The following is a 22075-nucleotide window of genomic DNA, read 5'->3' on the forward strand; positions in this document are numbered from 1 at the left end:
CCATGGCCATAATTGTTCAGCTCGACCAGATGCTCGTCGAACGCCGCATGTCGCTGACGGAACTCAGTGACCGGGTCGGGGTCACCATCGCCAACCTGTCCATCCTGAAGACGGGCAAGGCGCGCGCCATCCGCTTCTCCACCCTGGACGCCCTGTGCCGCGAACTGGGCTGTCAGCCGGGCCAGTTGCTGGCTAACACGCCGGGCCCGCAGCCGCCCGCGGAGGGGGGCGAAGAGTGACCCGGATCGCTCTGGCCCTTCGCGCCGGGACCACGCGGTTCAGCTGCCTCAGAACCCCGTCATAGCGGCATTTTGGCCACGTGAAACATTAAGTCATCACCTGATGTCATCAATTGATGTCTACGGCTGATGACTTTTTGGTCAGCTCTGCCATATCTGTCCTCAAGGCGGCGGCCCTCCGGGATTACCGACTTGTATGAATACCGCCACGCTACGGCCCCGTAGCTAAGGCACAGCTTCTTCATCACCTTCGGTTACGGTGCGTCTTGCGACCCTTGCGGAAGCCGATGTTCGATCTGATCTAGCCACTGTTACCAATTCACCCGTCCTCCCCGACGAAATCGAAAACGCCATGTCCACGACCTTCACCCCCTCCCCCACGACCGGCCGCGCCCCTGTCTCCGCCGCCCGCGCTCGCGCGGTCGCCGGTTACCGCAATCTCGCGCTCTGGACCCTCCAGGGATGGGCGGCGATGTTCTTCTTCGCGGCCGGCTACGCCAAGCTGACCGAGCCGCTGTATAACCTGGTCGCCCTGATGAACTGGCCGGCTCTGGTCAGTGAAAACCTGGTGCGCGGCGTCGGCATCGTCGAAATCGTCCTGGCGCTCGGCATGCTGGCTCCGCTGGTGTCGTGGAAGCTCGGCCGCTGGCCCTTGCTGATCTCGGCCGCCGGCCTGACCGCACTGGAAGTCGTCATGCTGTCAGTTCACGCCGCCGGTCTGGATATCGGCCTGGCCCTGACCAACGCGGCACTGCTTGCGATCACGATCCCGGTGCTGCTGGGCCGCCGCTGACTCCCACACGCCGACAGCGTTCGGAACAGAATTTCACCTGCTCCCAGTCGCGGGCCCATTTGGCTCTCCACGCAAAAGGTTTGCCGCAGCAGACGCATGTCTTCTGCGGCAAATCGCGCTTGTCGGTGCCGCCGTCGTTCACATGCTTGCGCGCCATACTCTTCCCTATCCCCCTCACCGTGCACCCCGGCGCATGCCGGGGTCCAGATCACGGTCACGGTCGGCAGGGCTGTAGCACCGGGAGCGGGTTCTGAACGCCGCAAGCTCCATCTGGACCCCGGCCTTCGCCGGGGTGCACGGATAAGGGTGAGGCAAAAGCTTCCCTTTACGTGCGCGTCAAGTTTGGGTTATGTCGACCTATGGCGACCGCCGACGATCATCGCACCTATTCGATCCGCCAGCTCTGCCGGGAGTTCGGGGCGACTGCGCGCGCCCTGCGCTTCTATGAGGACAAGGGCCTGCTGACCCCGGCCCGCAAGGGCCAGACCCGGGTCTATGATGCCCGCGACCGCGCCCGCTTGAAGTTGATCCTGCGCGGCCGCCGCATCGGCTTCACCCTGACCGAGATCCAGGAAATGCTGGATCTGTACGACCGCAACGACGGCAACACCCATCAGATGGCCATCGCCCTCGCCCGCCACCGCGCGCAGATCGAGACCCTGAAGCAGCAACGCGATGACCTCGACGCCGCCATTGAGATGGCCGAGGCAGCCTGCGTGGCGATGGAATCCCGCCTGTCCGAACAGCGCCCCGACCTTCTGCCCGGCGCCGAGGAATACGCCTCGGTGCTGCGCCAGCACCTCGACCAACACGCCCATCATCCGTTCAAGCTGAGAGCCTGACCCCATGGCCTACAAGGCGCCTGTCCGCGACCTGACCTTCGTCCTGAACGAGGTTCTGGAGATCGACCGCTATTCGAACTCGCCCGGCTTCAAGGATGTCTCCTCCGATCTGGTCCAGCAGATTCTCGAGGAGGGGGCGAAATTCGCCGAGGAGGTCATCGCCCCCATCAACCGGATCGGCGATCAGCAAGGCTGCAAATGGGTCGACGGCAAGGTCACCGGCCCGACCGGCTGGAAGGAAGCTTATCACGCGATGGTCGAGGCTGGCTGGCCCGCCCTCTCGGCCCTGCCCGAGCATGGCGGCCAGGGCATGCCCTCGGTCGTGGCCATGGCGTTCGGCCAGTTCACGGCCGCGGCCTCGGCCGCCTTCTCGATGTATCCGGGCCTGACGGCGGGCGCCTACTGGGGGCTGAACGCCAACGGTTCGCCTGAGCAGAAGGCGATGTATCTGCCCAAGATGGCGTCCGGCGAATGGGGCGGCACCATGAACCTGACCGAGCCCCAGTGCGGCACGGACCTGGGCCTGATCCGCACGAAAGCCATCCCGAACGGCGACGGCAGCTACAACATCACCGGCCAGAAGATCTGGATCAGCTCGGGCGAGCACGACTTCACCGACAACATCATCCATCTGGTGCTGGCCCGCATCGAGGGCGCGCCGGAGGGGATCAAGGGCATCAGCCTGTTCGTCGTGCCCAAGGTCTTCGTCAATGAGGACGGCTCGCTGGGCGAACGCAACGTCGGCGCCGCCTGCGCCGGCCTCGAGCACAAGATGGGCATCCACGGCAACGCCACCTGCGTCATGGCCTATGAGGACGCAAAGGGCTGGCTGGTCGGGACCGAGAACAAGGGCATGGCCGCCATGTTCGTGATGATGAATGAGGCCCGCCTCGGCACGGGCCTGCAGGGCCTGTCGATCGCCACCGCCGCCTACCAGGCCGCCGTCGAGTTCGCCCATGACCGCCTGCAGGGTCGTTCGCTGACCGGCCCCAAGAGCCCGGAACTGCCGGCCGACTCCATCATGGTCCACCCGGACGTGCGCCGCATGCTGCTGGAGGCCAAGGCCTTCGTCGAGGGCGGCCAGGCCTTCACCCTGTGGACCGCGCTCCAGGCCGATCTTCAGCATTCGGACGATGCCGCCGAAGCGCAGAAGGCCCATGACTATATGGGCCTGATCACCCCGGTGCTGAAGGCCTATCTGACCGACAAGGGGTTCCACGTCGCCTCGCTGGCGATGCAGGTGCACGGTGGTTCGGGGTATACGGAGCATTTCGCGGCGTCGCAGTATCTGCGTGATGCCCGGATCACCATGATCTATGAGGGCGCCAACGGCATCCAGGCCCTGGATCTGGTGGGCCGCAAGCTTCCCGCCAACGGCGGTCGCGCGATCATGAGCTGGTTCGCCGACATTGACGCCTTCGTGGCCGAGAATGGCGCAGAGGGCCCGATCAAGCCCTTCGTCGACGGCCTCGCCGACGCCAAGAAGAAGCTGCAGGACGGCACCATGTGGCTGATGCAGAACGGCATGCAGAACCCGGACAACGCCGCCGCCGCCTCGACAGACTATCTGCACATCTTCGGCCTGACGGCGCTCGCCTATCTGTGGGCCCAGATGGCGGTCGCCGCCCAGAAACAGGTGGACGCCGGATCGACCGACCCCTTCTATGTCACCAAGCTGCAGACGGGCCGTTACTTCGTCGAGCGGATCCTGCCGGACGCCCACGCCCACCTGGCCAAGCTCAAGACGGGTTCCGACGTCCTCATGGCCATGCCCGCCGAGGCGTTCTGAGGACGCACCCGCCTCACCCTCCCCCTCGGGGGAGGGTGGTCGGCGCGTAGCGACGACCGGGTGGGGAGGGCCGGGCGATCCACACGCCGGTGTCCGCTTCGCCTTGACGCCCCCACCCGGCCGCTGCGCGGCCACCCTCCCCCACAGGGGGAGGGAGATGATCGAGTGAGACCATGAACGTCCTCAACGTCCCCGAACCCGATTTCATGCAGGACGAGGAGATCACCCTCTTCTCCGACAGCGTCGGCAAATGGATCGACGAGCACGCCGCGCCCGAGGCGGTCCAGTCGTGGATCGCCAACTCCAGCGTCCCGCGGCAGCTGTGGAACGACGCCGGCGAGGCGGGCCTGCTGGGCCTGTCGATGCCCGAGGAAGACGGCGGCATGGGCGGCGACTATCGCCACGAGGTCGTGCTGATGCGTCAGCTCGGCTGGAAGGGCTCCGACCACTTCGGCATCTCGCTGCACAACGCGATCGTCATGCCCTACATCTGGCACTATGGCACCGAGGAGCAGAAGACGCGCTGGCTGCCGCGTCTGGCCACCGGCGAACTGGTCGGCGCCATCGCCATGACCGAGCCGGGCGCCGGCTCCGACCTGCAAGGCATCAAGACCACCGCCATCAAGTCCGGCAACGGCTATGTCGTGAACGGCTCCAAGACCTTCATCACCAACGGTCAGTTGGCCAACTTCATCATCGTCGTCGCCAAGACCGACCCGACCCAGGGCTCCAAGGGCACCTCCCTGATCGTGGTCGAGACCGACGGCGCGGGCGGCTTCGAGCGCGGCCGCAACCTCCACAAGATCGGTATGGAGGGCAACGACACCTCCGAGCTCTTCTTCAACGACGTCCAGGTCCCCGGCGACAACATCATCGGCGGCGAGGAAGGCCGGGGCTTCATCCAGCTGATGCAGCAGCTCCCCCAGGAGCGTCTGAACATCGCTGTTCAGGGTCTGGCCGCCTGCGAGCGCGGCCTGCACGAGACGCTGGAGTATGTGAAGGGCCGCAAGGCCTTCGGCAAGGCGATCCTGGAGTTCCAGAACACCCAGTTCAAACTGGCCGAGGTCAAGACCAAGCTGACCGTCGCCAAGGTCTTCGTCGACCACTGCATCGGCCTGCACCTGAAGGGCCAGCTCGACGCCGTGACCGCCTCCATGGCCAAATACTGGGTCACCGACATCCAGGGCGAGGTGCTGGACGAGATGCTCCAGCTGCACGGCGGCTACGGCTATATGAACGAATACCCCATCGCCCAGCTCTACAAGGACGCCCGCGTCCAGCGCATCTACGGCGGCACCAACGAGATCATGAAGGTCTTGATCGCGCGCTCGCTGTAGCCACCTTCGGTCCTCTGAAGGACGGGAACGGGCGCATGTGGGAATGGATCGTGATGGCAGGGCTGCTGGCCGGCTTCGTCATATTCATGCCTTGGGCGATCGGATCGATGCGGAACAGCCAGCGCAAGTCTGGCGCCGGCGGCATGGGCTCGGCATTTCTGGAAATGCAGGCCTTCATCGCCCCGTCCACAGAGCACCTGATCGAGGCGCGTGCGGAAAAGGCGGTCGAAGTTGCGGGAGATGCGGACCCCGATAACCCCCAGAAACCCGCCGCCTTGTCATCCCCGACGAAGCGCAGCGGAGATCGGGGACGGGGACGTGCCTAACCCGCAGGCCCGGTCGGCTCCGCCGAACCGGGCCCGTTCCTGAGCCTCACCTCGCCATACAGATCCAGCCACCTCGGATTGTCCTTCTCGACCAGCGCGAACTTCCATTCACGCAGCCAGCGCTTGATCCGCTTCTCGCGAATGATCGCCTTGTCGATGTACTGATGGGCCTCGTACCAGACGAGTTGATCGATCCCGTGCTCGGCGGTGTATCCCGGGATCAGAGCTTCCTTGTGCTCGGCCACCCGCCGCACCAGGTCGTTGGACACGCCGACGTAGAGCCAGCCGCAGGGCCCGCTCGCGAGCAGGTAAACATGGAATTGCTTCTGCATAGCCGGCCTCCCGGCTCAACCCTTGCGGGTTGTCCGGGAGCGGTCAAGGTTGTGCGCCTCCGTCCCCGATCTCCGCTTCGCTTCGTCGGGGATGACAAGCTCGCCTCGCCTGTCGCCAAGGATGGTCCCATGCCGGCGCAGCGGCTATGAGGCGACATGCGCAAGACCGCCCCTCAACGACTGGCCGAACGCGAGGCCCGGGCCCGCTCAGAACTGCTCGACAGTCTGTTCGACGTGTGGATCGGTCAGGCGAGCAATGACGCGACCCTCGACCGCCTCGGCCCGGTCGACCCGCTGAGCGCCGCCGACGTTTCGCGCGCGCTCAAGGCCGACATCGCCGGCCCCTTCGCCGAACTGACGCGTGAGACCCAGGGGCGCATCCGGGCCGCCCTGACCGTCCTCGCCTTATCGGACGGCCAGGAGTTTCGCGCCTACTGGCTCGATCTGCTCGCCCCGTTCGGGGCCACCGAAGCCGAGGCCGACGCCATCTTCCCCATCGTCGCGCGGACGTTCGGCGCCAGACTGCCCGACACGCCGCCGAAGACCGCATCATGATTCGCCTTCACGTCATTCCGGACCTGTCCGCCGGCGCCGCCGTCGCCCCGACGCTCGACCAGTCGCGCTACCTGACCCAGGTCATGCGGCTGAGGCTCGGCGACGATCTGCTGATCTTCAACGGCCGTGACGGCGAATGGCGCGCCACCATCGCCGAGATCCTCAAGAAGGGTGTCGTCCTGCGCGCCGGGGAACAGGTCCGCCCCCAGACTCTCGGCCCCAACCTCGACCTGATCGTCGCCGTGGTCAAGAAATCGCGCGTCGAGACCATCGTCGAGAAGGCCGCCGAACTCGGCGCCCGCCGCGTCCGACTGACGGTCACCCAGCGCACCAATGTCGAGCACGTCCGCCTCGACCGGCTCGACGCCATCGCCATCGAAGCCGCCGAACAGACCGGCCGTCTCGACGTGCCGACCGTCGACGATCCCGAAAAACTCGCCGCCATCCTCGACGGCTGGGACGGCGCGCGCCGGCTGATGTTCTGCGACGAGACAGGGGGCGCGCCGGTCGCCGCCGCCGTCACCGAGCCCGGTCCCTGGGCCATCCTGATCGGTCCTGAAGGCGGCTTCTCGCCCGAGGAGCGCGAGCGTCTGCGCGCCCTGCCCTTCACCACGGCCGTGTCGCTGGGTCCGCGCATCCTGCGCGCCGACACAGCCGCCATCGCCGCCATGACCCTGTGGCAGGCCGCCGTCGGCGACTGGGAGCGTGCGGCGTGATGTTTGCCGAACTGGCCGTGGCCACCGTGATGGTGCTGCTGACGGTCGTCATCCACGGGGCCGGGCTGCTCGCCCTCGGCCATCTGATGGAATGGATGGAACGCGCCCGCGGCAAGTCCCGGATCAGCCCCGTCTCGGGCGAGGGAGCCGTCGTCGCCGTCCTCTCGGCCCTCGGCCTCCTCGTCCTGCATGGGATCGAAATCTGGCTGTACGCCCTTGTCTATCGCGTCATCGGGGCGGTCGAGACCGTGCGCGACGCGGTCTATTTCTCCACCATCGCCTACGCCTCAATCGGCTTTTCCGACGCCGCCATGGCCCCGGAATGGAAGTTGCTGGGCGCGCTCGAGGGGATTAACGGCGCGCTTCTGCTCGGCTGGTCGGTGGCCTTCTTCGTCACCCTGATGACCCGCTTCCTGCCGGCCCGGCATCACAACGGCTGACGATACGCACTGTGGCGCCTTGAGACCTGCGTCAATCTCACCCATCTAGCCGCAACGGGCCAGTCGCCCGCTGGGGCTCCCATGACCGATACTGCGCCGCTCACATTCGACGACCTGGTCGGCGTCATGGCCAGGGGCGCCAAGCCCAAATCCGAATGGCGCGTCGGCGCCGAGCACGAGAAGTTCGGCTTCGACAAGTCGACCCTGCGCCGCCCGGCCTATGACGGCCCGAACGGCATCCTGGCCATGCTGACGGGCCTGCAGCGGTTCGGCTGGTCCCCGGTCGAGGAGGCCGGCCACGTCATCGCCCTGGAACGCAGGAACGCCGAAGGCTACGCCGCCTCGATCAGCCTGGAGCCCGGCGGCCAGTTCGAACTGTCGGGCGCCCCGCTCCAGACCATCCACGACATCTGCTCCGAGACCGGCCAGCACCTGATGGAGGTCAAGATGGTCGCCGACGAGCTGAACCTCGGCTTCCTCGGCGCCGGTTTCGACCCGAAATGGACCCGCGAGGACGTGCCGGTCATGCCCAAGGGCCGCTACGACATCATGCGCGCCTATATGCCGAAGAAGGGCGATCTCGGCCTCGACATGATGCTGCGCACCTGCACCATCCAGGCCAACCTCGACTTCGGGTCAGAGCCCGACATGGTGGCGAAATTCCGCACCTCCCTGGCGCTCCAGCCTATCGGCACCGCCCTGTTCGCCTGTAGTCCGTTCACCGAGGGGCGTCCGAACGGCTTCCTTTCCGCCCGCGCCAACGTCTGGACCGACACCGATCCCGACCGCACCGGCATGCTGGATTTCGTCTTCAAGGACGGGTTCGGCTTCGAGACCTATGCCAACTACGCCCTCGACGTGCCGATGTATTTCGCCAAGCGCGGCGAGACCTATGTCGACGCCTCGGGCCAGTCGTTCCGCGATTTCATGGAGGGAAAACTGCCCGCCCTGCCTGGCGAGTTGCCGACGCTGAAGGACTGGGGCGATCACCTGACCACCCTGTTCCCCGAGGTCCGCCTGAAACAATATCTGGAGATGCGCGGCTCGGACGGCGGCCCGTGGAGCCGGATCTGCGCCCTGCCCGCCCTGTGGACCGGCATCTTCTACGACGCCCCGTCGCTCGCCGCCGCCTGGGACCTGTGCAAGGACTGGGACATCGAGGACCACGAGCGTCTGCGCCGCGACGTGACCCGGCTCGGCCTGCGCGCCGAGGTCGCCGGTCGCTCGGTCCGCGACATCGCCGTCGACATGGTCGCCATCGCCCGCCAGGGCCTGAAGAACCGCGCCAGATTCTCCGGCGGCATGGTCGATGAGCGCGGCTATCTGTCGGAACTGGAGGACATCGCCGACACCGGCGTCACGCCCGCCGAACGGATGCTCGACCTGTATCACGGCGAATGGAAGGGCGATGTCGACCGGATCTATCGCGACTTCGCCTACTGATCGTCCGACAGTGAAAAGCCCGCCGCAGCGCGACGGGCTCTTCCAGTCTTCGCCGCAGCGAAGGCCTTTAGTTCTTGGCGGTCTCGGCGCCGGTGCTGACGGCCGAACCGGCGGCCTGCACGTCGCGGCCGACGCCCGAGATGGTGTTGCAGGCCGACACGGCCAGGGCGGCGGCGACCAGCGACAGGGTGATGATCTTCTTCATGGTGGAGTTCCCCAATGGTGAAGCTCCGATAACGCCGAGCCTGGCCCGAGGTTGCATGCCCATGGTGAAGCGCTCGAGGTCGCCAAGCCATGGGTTGATCTGCTAGTTCGCAAGGATGACGCAAGCCCCCGGAACCGCCGCTCGCCGTCTCGTCGAGACCCTCGCCGTCAACGGCGTCACCCGCGTCTTCTGCGTGCCGGGCGAAAGCTATCTGGCCGTGCTCGACGCCCTGGTCGACCACCCGGAGATCGAGGTCATCACCTGCCGCCACGAGGCGGGAGCCGCCAACATGGCCGAGGCCTACGGCAAGCTGACCGGCCGCCCCGGCGTCTGCATGGTCACGCGCGGTCCCGGCGCGACCCACGCCTCCATCGGCGTGCACACGGCGCATCAGGACTCCACCCCGATGATCCTGTTCGTCGGCCAGATCGCCCTGACCGATCGCGGCCGCGGCGCCTTCCAGGAGGTCGATTACCGCGAGGTCTTCGGCGGCCTCGCCAAATGGGCCACCGAGCTCGAAAGCCCCGGGCGCACCGTCGAGATCGTCGAACGCGCCTTCGCCACGGCGCAGCAGGGCCGCATGGGGCCTGTCGTCATCGCCCTGCCCGAGGACATCCTGCACGAACCGGGCGGTCCGGCCCCGATCCGGGCCGTGACTCCGGCCAGGGGCGGCCTCGACCCCGCCTTCCTCGCCGACCTCGGCGACCGACTGTCGAAGGCCGAGCGCCCGCTGCTGGTCCTCGGCGGCTCCGGCTGGACCGACGCGGCCGCCGCCGCCATCGGCGACTGGTCCGAACGTCTCGGTCTGCCCGTCGCCCTGTCGTTCCGCAGGAAGGACATCCTGTCGAATGACCGGTCGAACTACGCCGGAGACCTCGGCCTCGGCTGCAATCCCGAGCTGATGCAGCGCGCCCGCGACGCCGACCTGCTGATCGCCCTCGGCGCCCGGCTCGGCGAGAACCCGACCCAGGGCTACACCCTGTTCACCCGCGACCACACGGCCGACCGGCTGGTCCATATCCATCCCGGCCCGGAGGAGCTCGGCCGCGTCTGGACGCCCTTGACCAGCGCCAGCGCCGACAACAGCCTCGCCGCACACGCCCTCGCCACGCTCGAACCCGGCCGCACCTGGCATGATCACGCCGGGGCCGCCCACGACCACTACCAGGCCTTCTCGACCCCGGTGCCCGTCACCGGGGCGGTCAATATGTCGGAGTGCATGGCCCACCTCGGCGAGGTTCTGCCGCCGAGCGCCGTGGTCACCAACGGCGCCGGCAACTTCGCCGCCTGGCTGCACCGCTTCTATCGCCACCGCGCCTGTCGCACCCAGCTGGGCCCGACCTCGGGCGCCATGGGCTACGGCTACCCGGCCGCAATCGCCGCCAAGTCCCTGCATCCCGACCGCGAAGTCATCTGCGTCGCCGGCGACGGCGAGTTCCTGATGACCGGCCAGGAAATGGCCACCGCCGTCCAGTTCGGCATCAACGTCGTCGTCATCGTCGTCGACAACGGGACCTTCGGCACCATCCGCATGCACCAGGAGGGCCACTATCCCGGCCGGGTCATGGCCACCGACCTCAAGAACCCCGACTTCGTCAAATACGCCGAGGCCTTCGGCGCCTTCGGGATCCGCTGCGAGAGCACCGAGGCCTTCCCCGCCGCGCTCCAGGCCGCCCGCGACGCCGCCAGGGACCGCCCCGCCCTGGTCCATCTGATCACCTCGGCCGAGGACATCGCGCCCAACCGGACCATCACGGGGTTGCGGAAGGGTTAGGGCTTCAGCCTACCAAACTCTTGTCATCCCGGCCGTAGCGAAGCGGAGAGCCGGGACGTGGATTGCGGAATGCGGCCCTCCAGGAAATCGCGCCAGCGATTGTCCGGGAGACAGCCTGCCACCCCTCAGCCTTCTCCCGGACAGCCGCTTCGCGTCTTCCGGGATCTCGAAAGCACGTCTTCCGTCCCGGATAATCGCTTACGCGATTTCCGGGATTACAAGATTGATTGCCGTTCACCTAGGTCGGCCACGTCTCCGGGCTGGCCCCCAGCACCTCGCCGGCCAGATACAGCGAGCCGCAGATCACCACCCGCCCGGCGCCGAGCCTGAGCGCGCGGCTCAGCGCGGCTTCCACCGACGACGAACTCTGCGCCCCCAGACCATGCCCACGCGCCACGGCCGCCAGCGCCGCCGGATCCGCCGCCGCGCCTTCGAAGCCGACGGTGAAGACGTGCGCCCCGGTGTCCTTCAAGGCCTCGAAGAATCCGCCGTGGTCCTTGTTGGCCAGAATGCCGACGATCAGGGCCAGCGGACGCGGCGCCTTCCTCTGTCTCTCCCCGATGGCCTCGGCCAGAGCCCGCCCCGCGTGCGGATTATGCCCTCCGTCCAGCCACAGCTCGGCCTCCGACGCCCGCGCCATCTCGCCATAGGGACCCGCCGCCAGCCGCTGCATCCGCGCCGGCCATGTCGCCTCGGCGACGCCTCGCGCGATGGCCTCTGGCGGCAGGTCGAGCTCCAGCGCCACCGCGACCGCCAGTCCGGCGTTGGCGGTCTGATGCGGTCCGCGCAGGCCCGGCGCCGGCAGGTCGAAGAACTGGTCCTGGTCCTGGAACACCATGCCGCCGCGCTCGTCCCAGGCGTCGAAATCTACTCCCATGACCGTCAGCGGCGCATGGGCGGCCATCGCCCGCGCCTCGATCACCGCCATCGCCGCCTCCGACTGCCGCGCCACGACCCCGCGTGCGCCGGCCTTCAGGATCCCCGCCTTCTCGCCCGCCACGCCCTCGATCCGCGTGCCGAGGAACTCGGCATGATCCAGATCGACCGGCGCGATGACGCTCAGCAGAGGCCGCTCGATGACATTGGTCGCATCCAGCCTCCCGCCCAGGCCCACTTCGACGATGCACAGGTCGGCGGGCGTCTCCGCCATGGCGACGAAGGCGGCGGCGGTTGTGCTCTCGAACACCGTGGCCTCGACGCCCTGCACGGCCTCGATCCGGTCCAGGATCGCCGACAGCGCCTCGTCCGAGATCAGCTCCCCCGCCAGCCGGATGCGCTCGTTGAACCGGACCAGATGGGGCGAGGTGTAGACATGGACCTTCAGCCCGGCCGCCTCGGCCATGGCGCGGATGAAGGCGATGGTCGATCCCTTGCCGTTGGTCCCGGCCACATGGATCACCGGCGGCAGGCGATCCTGTGGATTTCCCAGCACCGCGCACAGGGTCCGCATCCGGTCCAGCGACAGGTCGATCTTCTGGGGGTGGCGCAGGCGCAGCCGTTCGGAGACAGGATCCATGGCGGGAGTCTAGGCCGCCTGACGCCGTCCGCCCATCAGCATCGACAGCAGCTTGCCCAGGGTCTCCGGCAGGTCGGCGCGGGCGACGACGCGGTCGACCATGCCCTTTTCCTGCAGATATTCGGACCGCTGGAACCCGGGCGGCAGCTTCTCGCGGATGGTGGTCTCGATCACGCGCGGTCCCGCGAAGCCGATCAGGGCGCCCGGCTCGGCCAGGTGGATGTCGCCCAGCATCGCGTAGCTGGCCGTGACCCCGCCGGTCGTCGGGTCGGTCAGGACCACGACATAGGGCAGCTGGGCCTCCTTCAGTTCCTGAACGGCCAGGGTGGTGCGGGCCATCTGCATCAGGCTCAGCGCGCCCTCCTGCATCCGCGCGCCGCCGGCGGCGGTGAAACAGACCAGGGGCACGCCGCGCTCGATCGCGGCCCGGGCGGCGGCGATGAAGCCTTCACCGGCCGCCATGCCCAGCGAACCGCCCATGAAGGCGAAGTCCTGGACCACCGCCACGGCCGGCGTGCCGGCGATCTCGCCGAAGCCGATGGACATGGCGTCCTTGGTTCCGGTGGCCTTGCGCGCCGCGATCAGCCGCTCGCGATAGGGTTTGCCGTCCGAGAACTTCAGCGGATCCTCGACCACGTCGGGCGAAGAGATCGCCTCATACTCGCCGTCGTCGAAGGTGTAGCCCAGCCTCTGGGTCGCGTTGATGCGCATGTGCCGGCCGGACGGCGTCACCCACAGGGCGGCCGCCAGGTCGGAGCGGTAGAGCATCTCGCCGCTGTCAGGATCCTTGACCCACAGATTGTCCGGCGTCTCGCGCCGGCTGACGATCTTGCGAACGCCAGGGGCGAACCGGCTGAGCCAGCCGCCGCGCTTTTCCTGAGGCTTCGGGGGAGTTTTGTCAGCCATCTTGCCTCGTGGGCGAGCCCTGCCCGCCGTCCCTTCACCGTGCACCCCGGCGAAGGCCCGGGTCCAGTTGTAAACTTCAGCATCCCCGACAACAGCCGGGCTTTGATACCAGACACCGCGCCTTCGATCTGGCCCCCGGCTTTCGCCGGGGTGCGCGGAGGATAGTGTCTCTAGACGGTTTCCGCCACGCGCGCACCGCGCACGGCGTCGGCGAGGGCCTTCACCCTGGACAGAACGCGGGGCGCCACGGGTTCGTTCGCGTCCAGCGCCGCCGCGACCTCGTCGACCAGGACGGAGCCTGCGACCACGGCGTCGGCGACGCGCGCGATCTCGGCCGCCCGTTCCGGCGTCTTGACCCCGAACCCGACCGCGACCGGCAGGCCCGAGGCCTTGCGCACGCGCTCGACGGCCGGGGCGACCGAGGCGGATTGCGCCTCCTTCACACCGGTCACGCCCGCGACCGAGACGTAATAGACGAAGCCCGAGGTCCGCCGCGCGATGAGCTCCAGCCGGGCATCGTCCGACGTCGGCGTGGCCAGACGGATCAGCGACAGGGACGCCGCATCGAGCGCGTCGGTCAACGGATCGGCCTCTTCCGGCGGGCAATCGACGACGATACAGCCGTCCACCCCTGATGCCGCCGCATCGCGCGCGAAGGCCTCGTAGCCATAGCTCTCGATCGGGTTGAGATAGCCCATCAGGATCAGGGGGGTGTCCGCATCGCCCTGACGGAAGGCGGCGGCGAGATCGAGTGTGCCCTTCAGCGTCAGCCCGGCCTTCAGACCGCGCAGCGCAGCGCGCTGGATCGGCGGCCCCTCGGCCATCGGATCGCTGAACGGGAAGCCCAGTTCGATGATGTCGGCCCCGGCGGCGGGCAGGCCGCGCAGGATCTCCAGCGCCTCATCGCGGGTGGGATCGCCGGCCATGACATAGGCCACGAAACCGGCCCGGCCCTCGGCCTTCAGCGCGGCGAAGCGCGCGTCGATGCGGGCGGTCGTCATTGGGCGGGCGCGGCGGCAGCGGCGGCGCAGACGTCGCCGGGAACGGTAGCCATGGCGATATAGCCCGGCACTTCCGGTCCGGCCGGACGGTTGGGATCATAGAAGGCCTGCAGCTGCATGCCGTCGCAGCCGCCGGCGTCCTTGCGTTTGATGAACACCACGCGGTTGTCGTCACCGCCGGCGGCGATCCAGCCCTGGCTTTCGAAATGGGCGACATAGGCATCGGCCAGCGCTCCGATCGAGGCCAGGGGCGCGGTGACGCAGAACGCCTTGCCCGCCATGTCGTAGAGGTTGCCGCAGGCCGCATCGAGGACTGCGCCCGGCAGGACCGGAGCCTCGATCGGCTGGCCGATACCCGTCGCCTGGGCCATGGCCGCGGCTGGCGCCACCCCCAGAACGGGGGCCAGGACGGCCGCGATCATCATCGTCTTCATCGTCACAACTCCACGCCCAGATGCTTCGCCACGGCGAAGATGTCCTTGTCGCCCCGCCCGCACATGTTCAGCACCACGTCGCCGCCCTTGCCGACCTCGTTGGCGATCTCGCCGATCCGGGCCAGGGCGTGGGCCGGCTCCAGCGCCGGAATGATACCCTCCAGCTTCGAACACAGCTGGAAGGCTTCCAGCGCCTCGACGTCCGTGGCGGCGCGATATTCGGCCCGGCCGATGTCCTTCAGCCAGGCGTGCTCCGGCCCGATGCCCGGATAGTCGAGGCCCGCCGAGATGGAATGGCCTTCCAGGATCTGGCCGTCGTCGTCCTGCAGCAGATAGGTCCGGTTGCCGTGCAGCACCCCCGGCCGACCCCCCTGCAGCGACGCGGCGTGGTCGGGTCCGTCCAGACCCCGTCCGGCCGCCTCGATGCCGATCAGCCGCACCCCCGCATCCTCGATGAAGGGGTGGAACAGGCCGATGGCGTTCGACCCGCCGCCGATGGCCGCGACCAGGGCGTCAGGCAGCTTGCCGCGCCGCGCCTGCATCTGGACCTTGGTCTCCTTGCCGATCACGCTCTGGAAGTCGCGCACCATGGCCGGATAGGGATGCGGCCCCGCCGCCGTGCCGATCAGGTAATAAGTGTCCTCGACATTGGTGACCCAGTCGCGCATCGCCTCATTCATGGCGTCCTTCAGCGTGCCGCGACCCGAGGTGACGGGGATGACCTCGGCCCCCAGAAGCTTCATGCGGAAGACGTTGGGCGACTGCCGCTGGACGTCCGCCGCGCCCATATAGACCACGCATTGCAGGCCGAAGCGGGCGCAGACGGTCGCCGTCGCCACACCATGCTGGCCGGCGCCGGTCTCGGCGATGATCCGCTTCTTGCCCATCCGCATGGCCAGCAGGATCTGGCCCATGCAGTTGTTGATCTTGTGCGCACCCGTGTGATTCAGCTCGTCGCGCTTGAACCAGATGTCCGCCCCGCCATGATGCGCGGTCAGGCGCTCGGCGAAATACAGCGGGCTGGGCCGGCCCACATAGTGGGTCAGGAAGTCGTCCAGCTCGGCCTGGTAGGTCGGGTCGGCCTTGCAGGCCTCATAGGCCTGGTTCAGCTCCAGCACGAGCGGCATCAGGGTCTCGGCCACGAACCGTCCGCCATAGGGGCCGAAACGGCCCTCCGCGTCGGGCATGGCGTATTCGTTGGGGATGATGGCGTTCACGGGTCAGCTTTCACGCAGGCTTACGCCCGAAATACGGCCGGGCGGAGGGTTCAGACGACGGCCTTCAGGAAGGCCGCGATCCGGGCCGCGTCCTTAACACCCGGCGCGCTTTCGACGCCAGAGGACACGTCCAGCAGGGGGGCGCTGCTGATCGCCGCAGCCTCGGCAGCGTTGCCCGGCGTCAGCCCGCCCGCCAGGAACCACGGCTTCCTGAACTCTCGCCCGCCCAGCATGGCCCAGTCGAACGTGGCCCCGACCCCGCCGGGCAGAACCGACCCCTCCGGCGGCTTCGCGTCGAACATCAGATGCTCGACGTGATCCTCCCAGTCTTTCGCCGCATCGAGATCTTCCGCTGTCGACACCGACAGCACCCTGATGATCCCCGCCCCGGTCAGGGTCCGCACCGCGTGCGCCCGCGCCACCGTCTCGCGCCCATGCAACTGCACGAAGTCCGGTCTCAGATGCGCCCCGATCCGGCTCAGCAGATCATCGTCCGCATCCACCGTCACCGCCACGATCCCGGCCCGTCCGCGCGCCCGCTCGAACAGCGGCCGCGCATCCTCTGGCGCGATGTTGCGGGGACTGCGGGCGAACATCACCGCCCCCAAGAACGCCGCCCCGTGATCCAGGGCGACGTCGATCGTCTCGGGTGTCGTGAGGCCGCAGATCTTCACACCGGTCATGCGCCGCTGGTGACCTTCGCGATCGACCGGGTCAAGGTCAGGCGAACAGACTGTCGATCTCGGCCTGGGTGGCCGGCCGCCATTCGCTCGGCGCCAGATCCTCCGGCAAGGCCAGCTGACCCATCCGTTCCCGGTGCAGCGCCTCGACATGATTGCCCACGGCCGCGAACATGCGGCGCACCATGTGATAGCGCCCCTCGGTGACCGACAGCCGCGCTTCGGTCGGCGAAATGACCTCCAGACGCGCGGGCGCCAGCGGCTTGTCCTCGCCTTCCAGCACCAGTCCGCCGGCCTCGAACAGCGCCGCCTCCGTCCCCGCCAGCGGCCGCGCCAGGGTCGCGCGATAAACCTTGGCCACATGGCGTTTCGGCGAGATCACCCGGTGCAGCAGGTCGCCGTCGTCGGTCAGGAGCAGCAGCCCCGAGGTCTGTTTGTCCAGCCGGCCAATGGTCGAGATGGCCGGATCGCGCCGACGCCAGCGCTCGGGCAGGATGTCGTAAACGAGGTCGCCGTCCTCCTTGTGCGAACAGGTCATGCCGAGGGGCTTGTTCAGAATCAGCACCAGCCCGGCGGGTGGGTCCAGCGGCCGTCCGTCGATCTGCATCCGCCCCGGCAGGTCCGCGGTCACCGCGATCCGCTTCGACACATCCGTCAGATCGACCCCGTCCAGCACGATCCCCCCGACCTTGCCCAGCCGCGCGATCTCGCTCCGCGAGCCGTAGCCCATGGATCCCAGCAGCTTGTCGACGCGGGCGGTGGGTGTCTTCATTTCGTGGCTTCGAACAGCTTGTACCCGCCGCCGTCGCCCGCCGGCGTCACCCGCTTGAACGCCGCGTTCAGATCGGCCTCGTAAGGCAGGTGCCGATTGCCGACGAGCCAAAGCCCCCCACCCTTCTTCAGCATCTCGGCGGCCTTCTTGATGAAGGCCTGGCCCAGCCGCCGGTCCTCGGCCCCGCCGTCATGGAAAGGCGGATTGGAGACGATGAAGTCCAGATCGCCCGCCGCCTCCAGCTTCCGCACATCGGCCCATTCGAACGACGCCCGCGCGTCCTCGACATTCTTCTGCGCCGCCTCGACGGCCCGCCGATCCAGATCGATCAACCGCAGCGACGTCACCGCCTCCGACCGCAGGACCACCGTCGCCAGCGCTCCATAGCCGCAGCCCAGATCGGCTCCGGCGCCCTTCAGCGCCGGCATATGCGCGGCCAGCTGCGCCGAGCCCGCGTCGATCCGGTCCCAGGCGAATACGCCTGGCTGCGACCAGGCCTCCAGCCCCTCGACCGCCTGGATCGCGCCCGCCGCGATCGCCGCGTCCAGCCCGGTCTCGTTTCCCGTCTTGATCACCACGCAGCGCCGATGGTGCGCCTTGGCTGTCTCTCCGACCTCCAGCCCGAACGCCTCGAGCTCCTTCTTCAACCGCGAGCCGCCCTTGTCCTTGGCCGCCATGACGTCCAGCCGCCCGCCGACCTCCAGCGCCCGCAGCGCCTGCGCCAGCGCATAGCGTCGCTCCAGCACGCCCGGCGGCGCATAGACCATGGCCGTTTCGACGGAGCCGTCGGCCAGGCTTTCCAGCGCGGTCGATCCGGGGATCAGGGGAGAGGTCTGGGTCGCCGCGCCCGGCGGATCGAACACCAGCGGGGGGCGGCCGTAGAGGATCGATGTGGTCATCGAGCGGTCCATAGCGCCTCTAGCGCCCCTCTCCCAGAGGGTGGAGGAAGGATCACCTGTGATCCGACGACGAGCCTGGGCGCCCGACTGACAAGATTTTCGTGCATCCCCGCGAAGGCGGGGACCCAGTGCTTTGGGCGATAGGCGGGACCGGCCGCGCGTTTACCGCAGTCCCACACGCTACGTTGAAGCTAAAACCTGGGTCCCCGCCGTCGCGGGGATGCACGGTTCAGAGTGCGCTGAGCCTTATACCCATCAACGGATCGCCCGAATCCGCCTTTGAAATCAATGTCCGGCTATAACGAGAGGCCTTTTATCAATCACCCCTGAAAACGGGCGCACACTGTCCCGATGTCCGGGACCTCCCCAACCAGCGGCGCGACTCTGTCGACTCTGTCGAGTCTATTCTGGAGTCGCGCGCCCACACGCTTCCGGACGCTTCGGACGCTCCCAACGCTTCGGACCGTGTTTTGGTGTCCGGAAACCCGTCAGACCCGCTCCACGCACAGGGCCACGCCCATGCCGCCGCCGATGCAGAGCGTCGCCAGTCCCTTCTTGCCGCCCGAACGCTTCAGTTCGTACAGCAGGGTCGTCAGGATGCGTGCGCCGGACGCCCCGATCGGGTGGCCGATGGCGATGGCGCCGCCGTTGACGTTCACCTTGGCCGGGTCCAGCCCCAGCTCCTTCAGCACGCACAGGCTCTGGGCGGCGAAGGCCTCGTTCGACTCGACGCGATCCAGATCGGCGACGGTCCAGCCCGCCTTCTCCAGCGCCTTCCTCGAGGCCGGGATCGGGCCCGTGCCCATGATCGCCGGATCGACGCCCGCCGAGGCCCACGAGCGGATGGTCGCCAGAGGCTCCAGCCCGCGCGCCTTCGCCTCATCGGCCGACATCAGCACCAGGGCCGCCGCGCCGTCATTCAGGCCCGAGGCGTTGGCCGCAGTCACCGACCCTTCCTTGCTGAAGGCGGGCTTCAGCTTCTCCATGGATTCGAGGGTCGCGCCGTGACGGATGTATTCGTCCTTGTCGACGGTGACGTCGCCCTTGCGGCCGGGGATCACGACCGGAACGATCTCCTCGTCGAACTTGCCCGCCTTCTGCGCCGCCTCGGCCTTGTGCTGGCTGGCCAGGGCGAATTCATCCTGGGCGACGCGGCTGATCTGGAACGTCTCGGCGACGTTCTCGGCCGTCTGGCCCATGTGATAGCCGTTGAAGGCGTCCCACAGCCCATCCTTGATCATGGTGTCGGTGAAGGCGAGGTCCCCCATCTTGTGGCCGGTGCGCAGGTGCTGGGCGTGCGGCGCCTGACTCATGCTCTCCTGACCGCCCGCGACGATGATCTTCGCATCGCCCAGGGCGATCTGCTGATAGCCCAGGGCCACGGCCCGCAGGCCCGAGCCACAGATCTGGTTCAGGCTCCAGGCCGGGGTTTCCTGCGGGATGCCGGCTCCCATCGAGGCCTGTCTGGCGGGCCCCTGACCGGCCGCGGCCTGCAGCACATGGCCAAGGATGACCTCGTCGACATCGGCCGGCGAAACCCCTGCCCGCTCAAGCGCCGCCTTGATCGCGATCTCGCCCAGCTTCGAAGCCGGCAGGCTGGACAGTCCGCCCAGGAAAGAACCGACCGGCGTGCGGGCGGCAGAGACGATGACGACTTCGGTGGCGGCGCTCATGAATTTATCCTTGCTGGAGTCTCAACAGGGCGACCGCCCCTTAGGCTCCTCGAAACCTTGCGTGGCGTTTCTGCCGCATCCGCGCGGTTTCGTCACGTCCGGCCTCGCCGTTCAGGCGATAGTCATGGCGGCGCCCCCATATTCCTCGGAACGATCGGCTCAACGCCGACTTAGGTGGGACGATGCTGACTCTTCTCAAGCGCCACGCCCGACGCATATGCACCCCGGATCAGATCGATCTGGAGGAGCACTATCAGTCGCGATCCGAACACACCGCCGATCTGGTGGTCCACGTCGTCGGCCTGACCCTGGCGGCCGTCGGCGGCATCGCCCTGGCGATCCTGTCGGCCTTCTACGCCGGCTTCGGCGCGGTCTTCGCCACGGCGATCTACGCCCTGTGCCTGATCGCCATGCTGACCTGTTCGACGATCTACAACCTGACCCGTCCCTGCGCCGCCCGGCCGGTGCTGCGCCGTCTGGACGAGGCCGCCATCTTCCTGATGATCGCGGGCTCCTACACCCCCTTCACGACCCAGAGGTTCGAGGGCTGGTGGTCCATCGGCTTTACCCTCGTGGTCTGGACCATCGCCTTCGCCGGCGTGGCGGCCAAGCTGGTCGCGCCGCGCATCTCCGACGCCTTCTGGAGCGGGGTCTATGTCCTGTTTGGCTGGCTCGCGGTGATCGCGCTGAAGCCGATGATCGACACCGTCCACCCCATCGCGCTCGGCCTGCTGGTGCTCGGCGGGCTGATCTACACGGCCGGGGTCTTCTTCTTCATCTCGCCCAAGCTGAAGTACCGCCGGGCCATCTGGCACGGGTTCGTGGTGGCGGGTGCGGGCGTCCACTGGGCGGCGGTCCTGGTCGGCGTCGTCCTGGCGCCCAACCTGGGCTGACATGGAACGGTCACATGCCCACTGGCGCGTTGCTTCGCAGTGCGGGATAACGGGCGCACGGAGTGAGATCAGGAAAGGTTGAAGACTTTTCCGGTTCGATCTCGCGACCCAGCAAAAGACGCCAACAAGGACACTCCAGTGGCCGACAGCACGACCCAGGGCGGGAAGACCAAGGACAGCGCCAGAAACGGCGAGCCGGTGGTCATCAAGAAATACGCCAACCGCAGGCTCTACAATACCTCGACGTCGACCTACGTCACGCTCGAGGACCTCGCCAAGATGGTCCGCGAAGGCGTCGATTTCGTCGTCTTCGACGCCAAGACCAATGAGGAGCTGACCCGTCAGATCCTGACCCAGATCATCTTCGAGGAAGAGAGCCGGGGCCAGGCGCTGCTGCCCGTCCAGTTCCTGCGTCAGCTGATCGGCTTCTACGGCGGCCATATGGAAGGCGTCCTGCCCTCCTATCTCGAGATGTCGCTGGAGAATTTCTCGCGCCAGCAGGAGCAGTTCCGCGAACAGGTGACCAAGACCTTCGGCGCCACGCCGGCGGTCGGCCTGATGACCGGCGGCCTGATGGAGTCGGCGGTCAAGCAGAACATGGCCATGTTCCAGAACGCCATGAAGATGTTCCCGCCCTTCGCCTACGGCCGCACGGACGGCGAGACTCCGGCCCCGGCGCCCGCCGCGCAACCTTCGGCGGACCCGGCCATCGACGAGATGCGCCGCCAGATGGACGAGATGCGCGCCCAGATCGACCGCATCGCAGGCTCCGCCCAGGGCTCTGGCAAGCCGTGACCGACGGCGTCCGCCCTGTCGGTCCGGTCGAGGGCCGCGACCGTCGCGCGGCCCAGCGGCGCGAGGCCGAACGCCGCGCCGGCTCCTCCAGCCGCGAACTGGTTCCGGTCGGCAAGGTCGTCGATGAGATCCCCGACCCGGCAAGCCCTGCCGCGTCGACCACGCCCGCCGACCCCAACCCTCTGGATCCGGCGGCCGCCTTCGCCGCACAGATGATGGGCCAGACCGGTCAGCGAAAAGGCCTCAAAGGGGGTCCGCCGGTGATGGATGCGGCCCGCGCCAGCTACCTCGGGGCGGAATATTCAGGCGACAAGGACCGTCGCCCCCCCGCCGGACTGATCAAGAAGACCGAACTCTGAGCTGGCCCGAGGCTTGCAGCGAACGACGCGAACTCTCGCCTTCGGACGCCGCCATGACCCTCGCCTTCGCCGCCAAGACCTTCGACGTGATCGTCGTCTCGCTGATCTTCGCCGCCCTGATCTAGGGCCTGACCCGGAA

General features: G+C 67.7%; 26 protein-coding genes. 14 read left to right on the top strand and 12 right to left on the bottom strand.

Going from position 1 to position 22075, the window contains the following annotated elements:
• The first annotated feature begins 2 nt into the window (after positions 1-2).
• Together ACP7AB_RS15580 and ACP7AB_RS15585 are read left to right on the top strand one after the other, a co-directional pair.
• Positions 3-239 carry a helix-turn-helix domain-containing protein gene (locus ACP7AB_RS15580; RefSeq protein ID WP_303696755.1) on the top strand — a complete coding sequence of 79 codons (237 nt, stop codon included), beginning with the start codon at positions 3-5 and terminating at the stop codon, positions 237-239.
• Positions 240-591: 352 nt separating this feature from the next.
• Positions 592-1032: a DoxX family protein gene (locus tag ACP7AB_RS15585; protein WP_425992604.1), complete on the top strand. Its 441-nt coding sequence runs from the start codon at positions 592-594 to the stop codon at positions 1030-1032.
• Here the strand turns inward: ACP7AB_RS15585 and ACP7AB_RS15590 are convergent.
• Entirely contained in the window at positions 1001-1189 is a 189-nt protein-coding gene (locus tag ACP7AB_RS15590; RefSeq protein WP_425992606.1) for a DUF2256 domain-containing protein, read from the bottom strand. The two genes, ACP7AB_RS15585 and ACP7AB_RS15590, sit on opposite strands and share 32 nt — an antisense overlap.
• Before the next feature lie 202 nt (positions 1190-1391).
• Between ACP7AB_RS15590 and ACP7AB_RS15595 the strand changes: the two genes are divergently transcribed.
• The 4 genes from ACP7AB_RS15595 to ACP7AB_RS15610 all read left to right on the top strand — a co-directional run bounded on the left by ACP7AB_RS15595 (position 1392) and on the right by ACP7AB_RS15610 (position 5326).
• Positions 1392-1874 carry a MerR family transcriptional regulator gene (locus ACP7AB_RS15595; protein WP_425992607.1) on the top strand — a complete coding sequence of 161 codons (483 nt, stop codon included), beginning with the start codon at positions 1392-1394 and terminating at the stop codon, positions 1872-1874.
• 4 nt (positions 1875-1878) lie between these two features.
• Positions 1879-3663 carry an acyl-CoA dehydrogenase C-terminal domain-containing protein gene (locus ACP7AB_RS15600; RefSeq protein ID WP_425992609.1) on the top strand — a complete coding sequence of 595 codons (1785 nt, stop codon included), beginning with the start codon at positions 1879-1881 and terminating at the stop codon, positions 3661-3663.
• A gap of 173 nt (positions 3664-3836) precedes the next feature.
• Positions 3837-5000, top strand: a complete 1164-nt coding sequence (locus ACP7AB_RS15605) for an acyl-CoA dehydrogenase family protein (protein WP_425992611.1) — start codon at positions 3837-3839, stop codon at positions 4998-5000.
• 35 nt (positions 5001-5035) lie between these two features.
• The gene (locus ACP7AB_RS15610; RefSeq protein WP_425992613.1) at positions 5036-5326 is read left to right on the top strand and encodes a hypothetical protein; all 291 of its coding nucleotides are present in this window, start codon (positions 5036-5038) and stop codon (positions 5324-5326) included.
• Here the strand turns inward: ACP7AB_RS15610 and ACP7AB_RS15615 are convergent.
• The gene (locus ACP7AB_RS15615; RefSeq protein WP_425992615.1) at positions 5323-5658 is read right to left on the bottom strand and encodes a GIY-YIG nuclease family protein; all 336 of its coding nucleotides are present in this window, start codon (positions 5656-5658) and stop codon (positions 5323-5325) included. The genes ACP7AB_RS15610 and ACP7AB_RS15615 overlap by 4 nt on opposite strands.
• Positions 5659-5814: 156 nt before the next feature.
• Here ACP7AB_RS15615 and ACP7AB_RS15620 point away from each other — a divergent pair, with 156 nt between their 5' ends.
• From ACP7AB_RS15620 to ACP7AB_RS15635, 4 genes are all read left to right on the top strand, one after another.
• Positions 5815-6213, top strand: coding sequence for a hypothetical protein (locus tag ACP7AB_RS15620; RefSeq protein ID WP_425992617.1), 399 nt, complete (start codon positions 5815-5817; stop codon positions 6211-6213).
• Complete coding sequence (locus ACP7AB_RS15625) at positions 6210-6929, top strand: 16S rRNA (uracil(1498)-N(3))-methyltransferase (RefSeq protein ID WP_425992619.1); 720 nt, start codon at positions 6210-6212, stop codon at positions 6927-6929. The genes ACP7AB_RS15620 and ACP7AB_RS15625 overlap by 4 nt, the downstream gene beginning before the upstream one ends.
• Positions 6929-7369, top strand: a complete 441-nt coding sequence (locus tag ACP7AB_RS15630; RefSeq protein ID WP_425992684.1) for an ion channel — start codon at positions 6929-6931, stop codon at positions 7367-7369. The genes ACP7AB_RS15625 and ACP7AB_RS15630 overlap by 1 nt, the downstream gene beginning before the upstream one ends.
• Positions 7370-7450: 81 nt before the next feature.
• A complete protein-coding gene (locus tag ACP7AB_RS15635; RefSeq protein ID WP_425992621.1) occupies positions 7451-8812 on the top strand; it encodes a glutamate--cysteine ligase in 1362 nt (453 codons plus the stop codon).
• A gap of 67 nt (positions 8813-8879) precedes the next feature.
• Here ACP7AB_RS15635 and ACP7AB_RS15640 read toward each other — a convergent pair whose 3' ends face one another.
• Positions 8880-9017 (bottom strand): entericidin A/B family lipoprotein, encoded by a 138-nt coding sequence (locus ACP7AB_RS15640; protein ID WP_425992623.1) that lies wholly within the window; start codon positions 9015-9017, stop codon positions 8880-8882.
• Between the two features lie 115 nt (positions 9018-9132).
• Between ACP7AB_RS15640 and ACP7AB_RS15645 the strand changes: the two genes are divergently transcribed.
• Positions 9133-10791 (top strand): thiamine pyrophosphate-dependent enzyme, encoded by a 1659-nt coding sequence (locus tag ACP7AB_RS15645; protein ID WP_425992625.1) that lies wholly within the window; start codon positions 9133-9135, stop codon positions 10789-10791.
• A 238-nt stretch (positions 10792-11029) separates the two neighbouring features.
• On the opposite strand, the gene ACP7AB_RS15650 is transcribed toward ACP7AB_RS15645, so the two are convergent.
• The 9 genes from ACP7AB_RS15650 to ACP7AB_RS15690 all read right to left on the bottom strand — a co-directional run bounded on the left by ACP7AB_RS15650 (position 11030) and on the right by ACP7AB_RS15690 (position 19889).
• Positions 11030-12307, bottom strand: coding sequence for a bifunctional folylpolyglutamate synthase/dihydrofolate synthase (locus ACP7AB_RS15650; RefSeq protein ID WP_425992627.1), 1278 nt, complete (start codon positions 12305-12307; stop codon positions 11030-11032).
• Between the two features lie 9 nt (positions 12308-12316).
• Positions 12317-13213: an acetyl-CoA carboxylase carboxyltransferase subunit beta gene (locus ACP7AB_RS15655; RefSeq protein ID WP_425992629.1), complete on the bottom strand. Its 897-nt coding sequence runs from the start codon at positions 13211-13213 to the stop codon at positions 12317-12319.
• Positions 13214-13383: 170 nt separating this feature from the next.
• Entirely contained in the window at positions 13384-14214 is an 831-nt protein-coding gene (gene trpA / locus ACP7AB_RS15660; RefSeq protein WP_425992631.1) for a tryptophan synthase subunit alpha, read from the bottom strand.
• Entirely contained in the window at positions 14211-14648 is a 438-nt protein-coding gene (locus tag ACP7AB_RS15665) for a hypothetical protein (protein WP_425992632.1), read from the bottom strand. The genes trpA and ACP7AB_RS15665 overlap by 4 nt, the downstream gene beginning before the upstream one ends.
• Positions 14649-14650: 2 nt before the next feature.
• On the bottom strand, positions 14651-15835 hold the full coding sequence (gene trpB / locus ACP7AB_RS15670) for a tryptophan synthase subunit beta (RefSeq protein WP_425992687.1): 1185 nt from the start codon (positions 15833-15835) through the stop codon (positions 14651-14653).
• 80 nt (positions 15836-15915) lie between these two features.
• Positions 15916-16548, bottom strand: a complete 633-nt coding sequence (locus tag ACP7AB_RS15675; protein ID WP_425992634.1) for a phosphoribosylanthranilate isomerase — start codon at positions 16546-16548, stop codon at positions 15916-15918.
• 37 nt (positions 16549-16585) lie between these two features.
• Complete coding sequence (locus ACP7AB_RS15680) at positions 16586-17317, bottom strand: pseudouridine synthase (protein ID WP_425992635.1); 732 nt, start codon at positions 17315-17317, stop codon at positions 16586-16588.
• Positions 17314-18216: a class I SAM-dependent methyltransferase gene (locus tag ACP7AB_RS15685; protein ID WP_425992637.1), complete on the bottom strand. Its 903-nt coding sequence runs from the start codon at positions 18214-18216 to the stop codon at positions 17314-17316. The genes ACP7AB_RS15680 and ACP7AB_RS15685 overlap by 4 nt, the downstream gene beginning before the upstream one ends.
• A 488-nt stretch (positions 18217-18704) precedes the next feature.
• On the bottom strand, positions 18705-19889 hold the full coding sequence (locus ACP7AB_RS15690) for an acetyl-CoA C-acetyltransferase (protein ID WP_425992639.1): 1185 nt from the start codon (positions 19887-19889) through the stop codon (positions 18705-18707).
• Positions 19890-20071: 182 nt separating this feature from the next.
• Between ACP7AB_RS15690 and trhA the strand changes: the two genes are divergently transcribed.
• The 3 genes from trhA to ACP7AB_RS15705 all read left to right on the top strand — a co-directional run bounded on the left by trhA (position 20072) and on the right by ACP7AB_RS15705 (position 21936).
• The gene (gene trhA / locus ACP7AB_RS15695) at positions 20072-20782 is read left to right on the top strand and encodes a PAQR family membrane homeostasis protein TrhA (RefSeq protein WP_425992641.1); all 711 of its coding nucleotides are present in this window, start codon (positions 20072-20074) and stop codon (positions 20780-20782) included.
• A 138-nt stretch (positions 20783-20920) separates the two neighbouring features.
• Complete coding sequence (gene phaR, locus ACP7AB_RS15700) at positions 20921-21577, top strand: polyhydroxyalkanoate synthesis repressor PhaR (protein WP_425992643.1); 657 nt, start codon at positions 20921-20923, stop codon at positions 21575-21577.
• Complete coding sequence (locus ACP7AB_RS15705) at positions 21574-21936, top strand: hypothetical protein (protein WP_425992645.1); 363 nt, start codon at positions 21574-21576, stop codon at positions 21934-21936. Before phaR ends, ACP7AB_RS15705 begins: the two co-directional genes overlap by 4 nt.
• Positions 21937-22075: the final 139 nt, after the last annotated feature.

This window comes from Brevundimonas sp. TWP3-1-2b1, from assembly GCF_049896165.1.
GTDB lineage: Bacteria > Pseudomonadota > Alphaproteobacteria > Caulobacterales > Caulobacteraceae > Brevundimonas > Brevundimonas subvibrioides_B.

Coding starts and splice junctions, on each gene's coding strand:
- ACP7AB_RS15615 (WP_425992615.1), bottom strand. CDS start 5,658: ATGCAGAAGCAATTCCATGTTTACCTGCTCGCGAGCGGGCCCTGCGGC.
- ACP7AB_RS15620 (WP_425992617.1), top strand. CDS start 5,815: ATGCGCAAGACCGCCCCTCAACGACTGGCCGAACGCGAGGCCCGGGCC.
- ACP7AB_RS15585 (WP_425992604.1), top strand. CDS start 592: ATGTCCACGACCTTCACCCCCTCCCCCACGACCGGCCGCGCCCCTGTC.
- ACP7AB_RS15650 (WP_425992627.1), bottom strand. CDS start 12,307: ATGGATCCTGTCTCCGAACGGCTGCGCCTGCGCCACCCCCAGAAGATC.
- ACP7AB_RS15655 (WP_425992629.1), bottom strand. CDS start 13,213: ATGGCTGACAAAACTCCCCCGAAGCCTCAGGAAAAGCGCGGCGGCTGG.
- ACP7AB_RS15635 (WP_425992621.1), top strand. CDS start 7,451: ATGACCGATACTGCGCCGCTCACATTCGACGACCTGGTCGGCGTCATG.
- ACP7AB_RS15600 (WP_425992609.1), top strand. CDS start 1,879: ATGGCCTACAAGGCGCCTGTCCGCGACCTGACCTTCGTCCTGAACGAG.
- ACP7AB_RS15690 (WP_425992639.1), bottom strand. CDS start 19,889: ATGAGCGCCGCCACCGAAGTCGTCATCGTCTCTGCCGCCCGCACGCCG.
- ACP7AB_RS15640 (WP_425992623.1), bottom strand. CDS start 9,017: ATGAAGAAGATCATCACCCTGTCGCTGGTCGCCGCCGCCCTGGCCGTG.
- trhA (WP_425992641.1), top strand. CDS start 20,072: ATGCTGACTCTTCTCAAGCGCCACGCCCGACGCATATGCACCCCGGAT.
- ACP7AB_RS15590 (WP_425992606.1), bottom strand. CDS start 1,189: ATGGCGCGCAAGCATGTGAACGACGGCGGCACCGACAAGCGCGATTTG.
- ACP7AB_RS15645 (WP_425992625.1), top strand. CDS start 9,133: ATGACGCAAGCCCCCGGAACCGCCGCTCGCCGTCTCGTCGAGACCCTC.
- ACP7AB_RS15580 (WP_303696755.1), top strand. CDS start 3: ATGGCCATAATTGTTCAGCTCGACCAGATGCTCGTCGAACGCCGCATG.
- ACP7AB_RS15630 (WP_425992684.1), top strand. CDS start 6,929: ATGTTTGCCGAACTGGCCGTGGCCACCGTGATGGTGCTGCTGACGGTC.
- trpB (WP_425992687.1), bottom strand. CDS start 15,835: ATGCCCGACGCGGAGGGCCGTTTCGGCCCCTATGGCGGACGGTTCGTG.
- ACP7AB_RS15595 (WP_425992607.1), top strand. CDS start 1,392: ATGGCGACCGCCGACGATCATCGCACCTATTCGATCCGCCAGCTCTGC.
- trpA (WP_425992631.1), bottom strand. CDS start 14,214: ATGACGACCGCCCGCATCGACGCGCGCTTCGCCGCGCTGAAGGCCGAG.
- ACP7AB_RS15685 (WP_425992637.1), bottom strand. CDS start 18,216: ATGACCACATCGATCCTCTACGGCCGCCCCCCGCTGGTGTTCGATCCG.
- ACP7AB_RS15625 (WP_425992619.1), top strand. CDS start 6,210: ATGATTCGCCTTCACGTCATTCCGGACCTGTCCGCCGGCGCCGCCGTC.
- ACP7AB_RS15680 (WP_425992635.1), bottom strand. CDS start 17,317: ATGAAGACACCCACCGCCCGCGTCGACAAGCTGCTGGGATCCATGGGC.
- ACP7AB_RS15610 (WP_425992613.1), top strand. CDS start 5,036: ATGTGGGAATGGATCGTGATGGCAGGGCTGCTGGCCGGCTTCGTCATA.
- ACP7AB_RS15605 (WP_425992611.1), top strand. CDS start 3,837: ATGAACGTCCTCAACGTCCCCGAACCCGATTTCATGCAGGACGAGGAG.
- ACP7AB_RS15665 (WP_425992632.1), bottom strand. CDS start 14,648: ATGAAGACGATGATGATCGCGGCCGTCCTGGCCCCCGTTCTGGGGGTG.
- ACP7AB_RS15675 (WP_425992634.1), bottom strand. CDS start 16,548: ATGACCGGTGTGAAGATCTGCGGCCTCACGACACCCGAGACGATCGAC.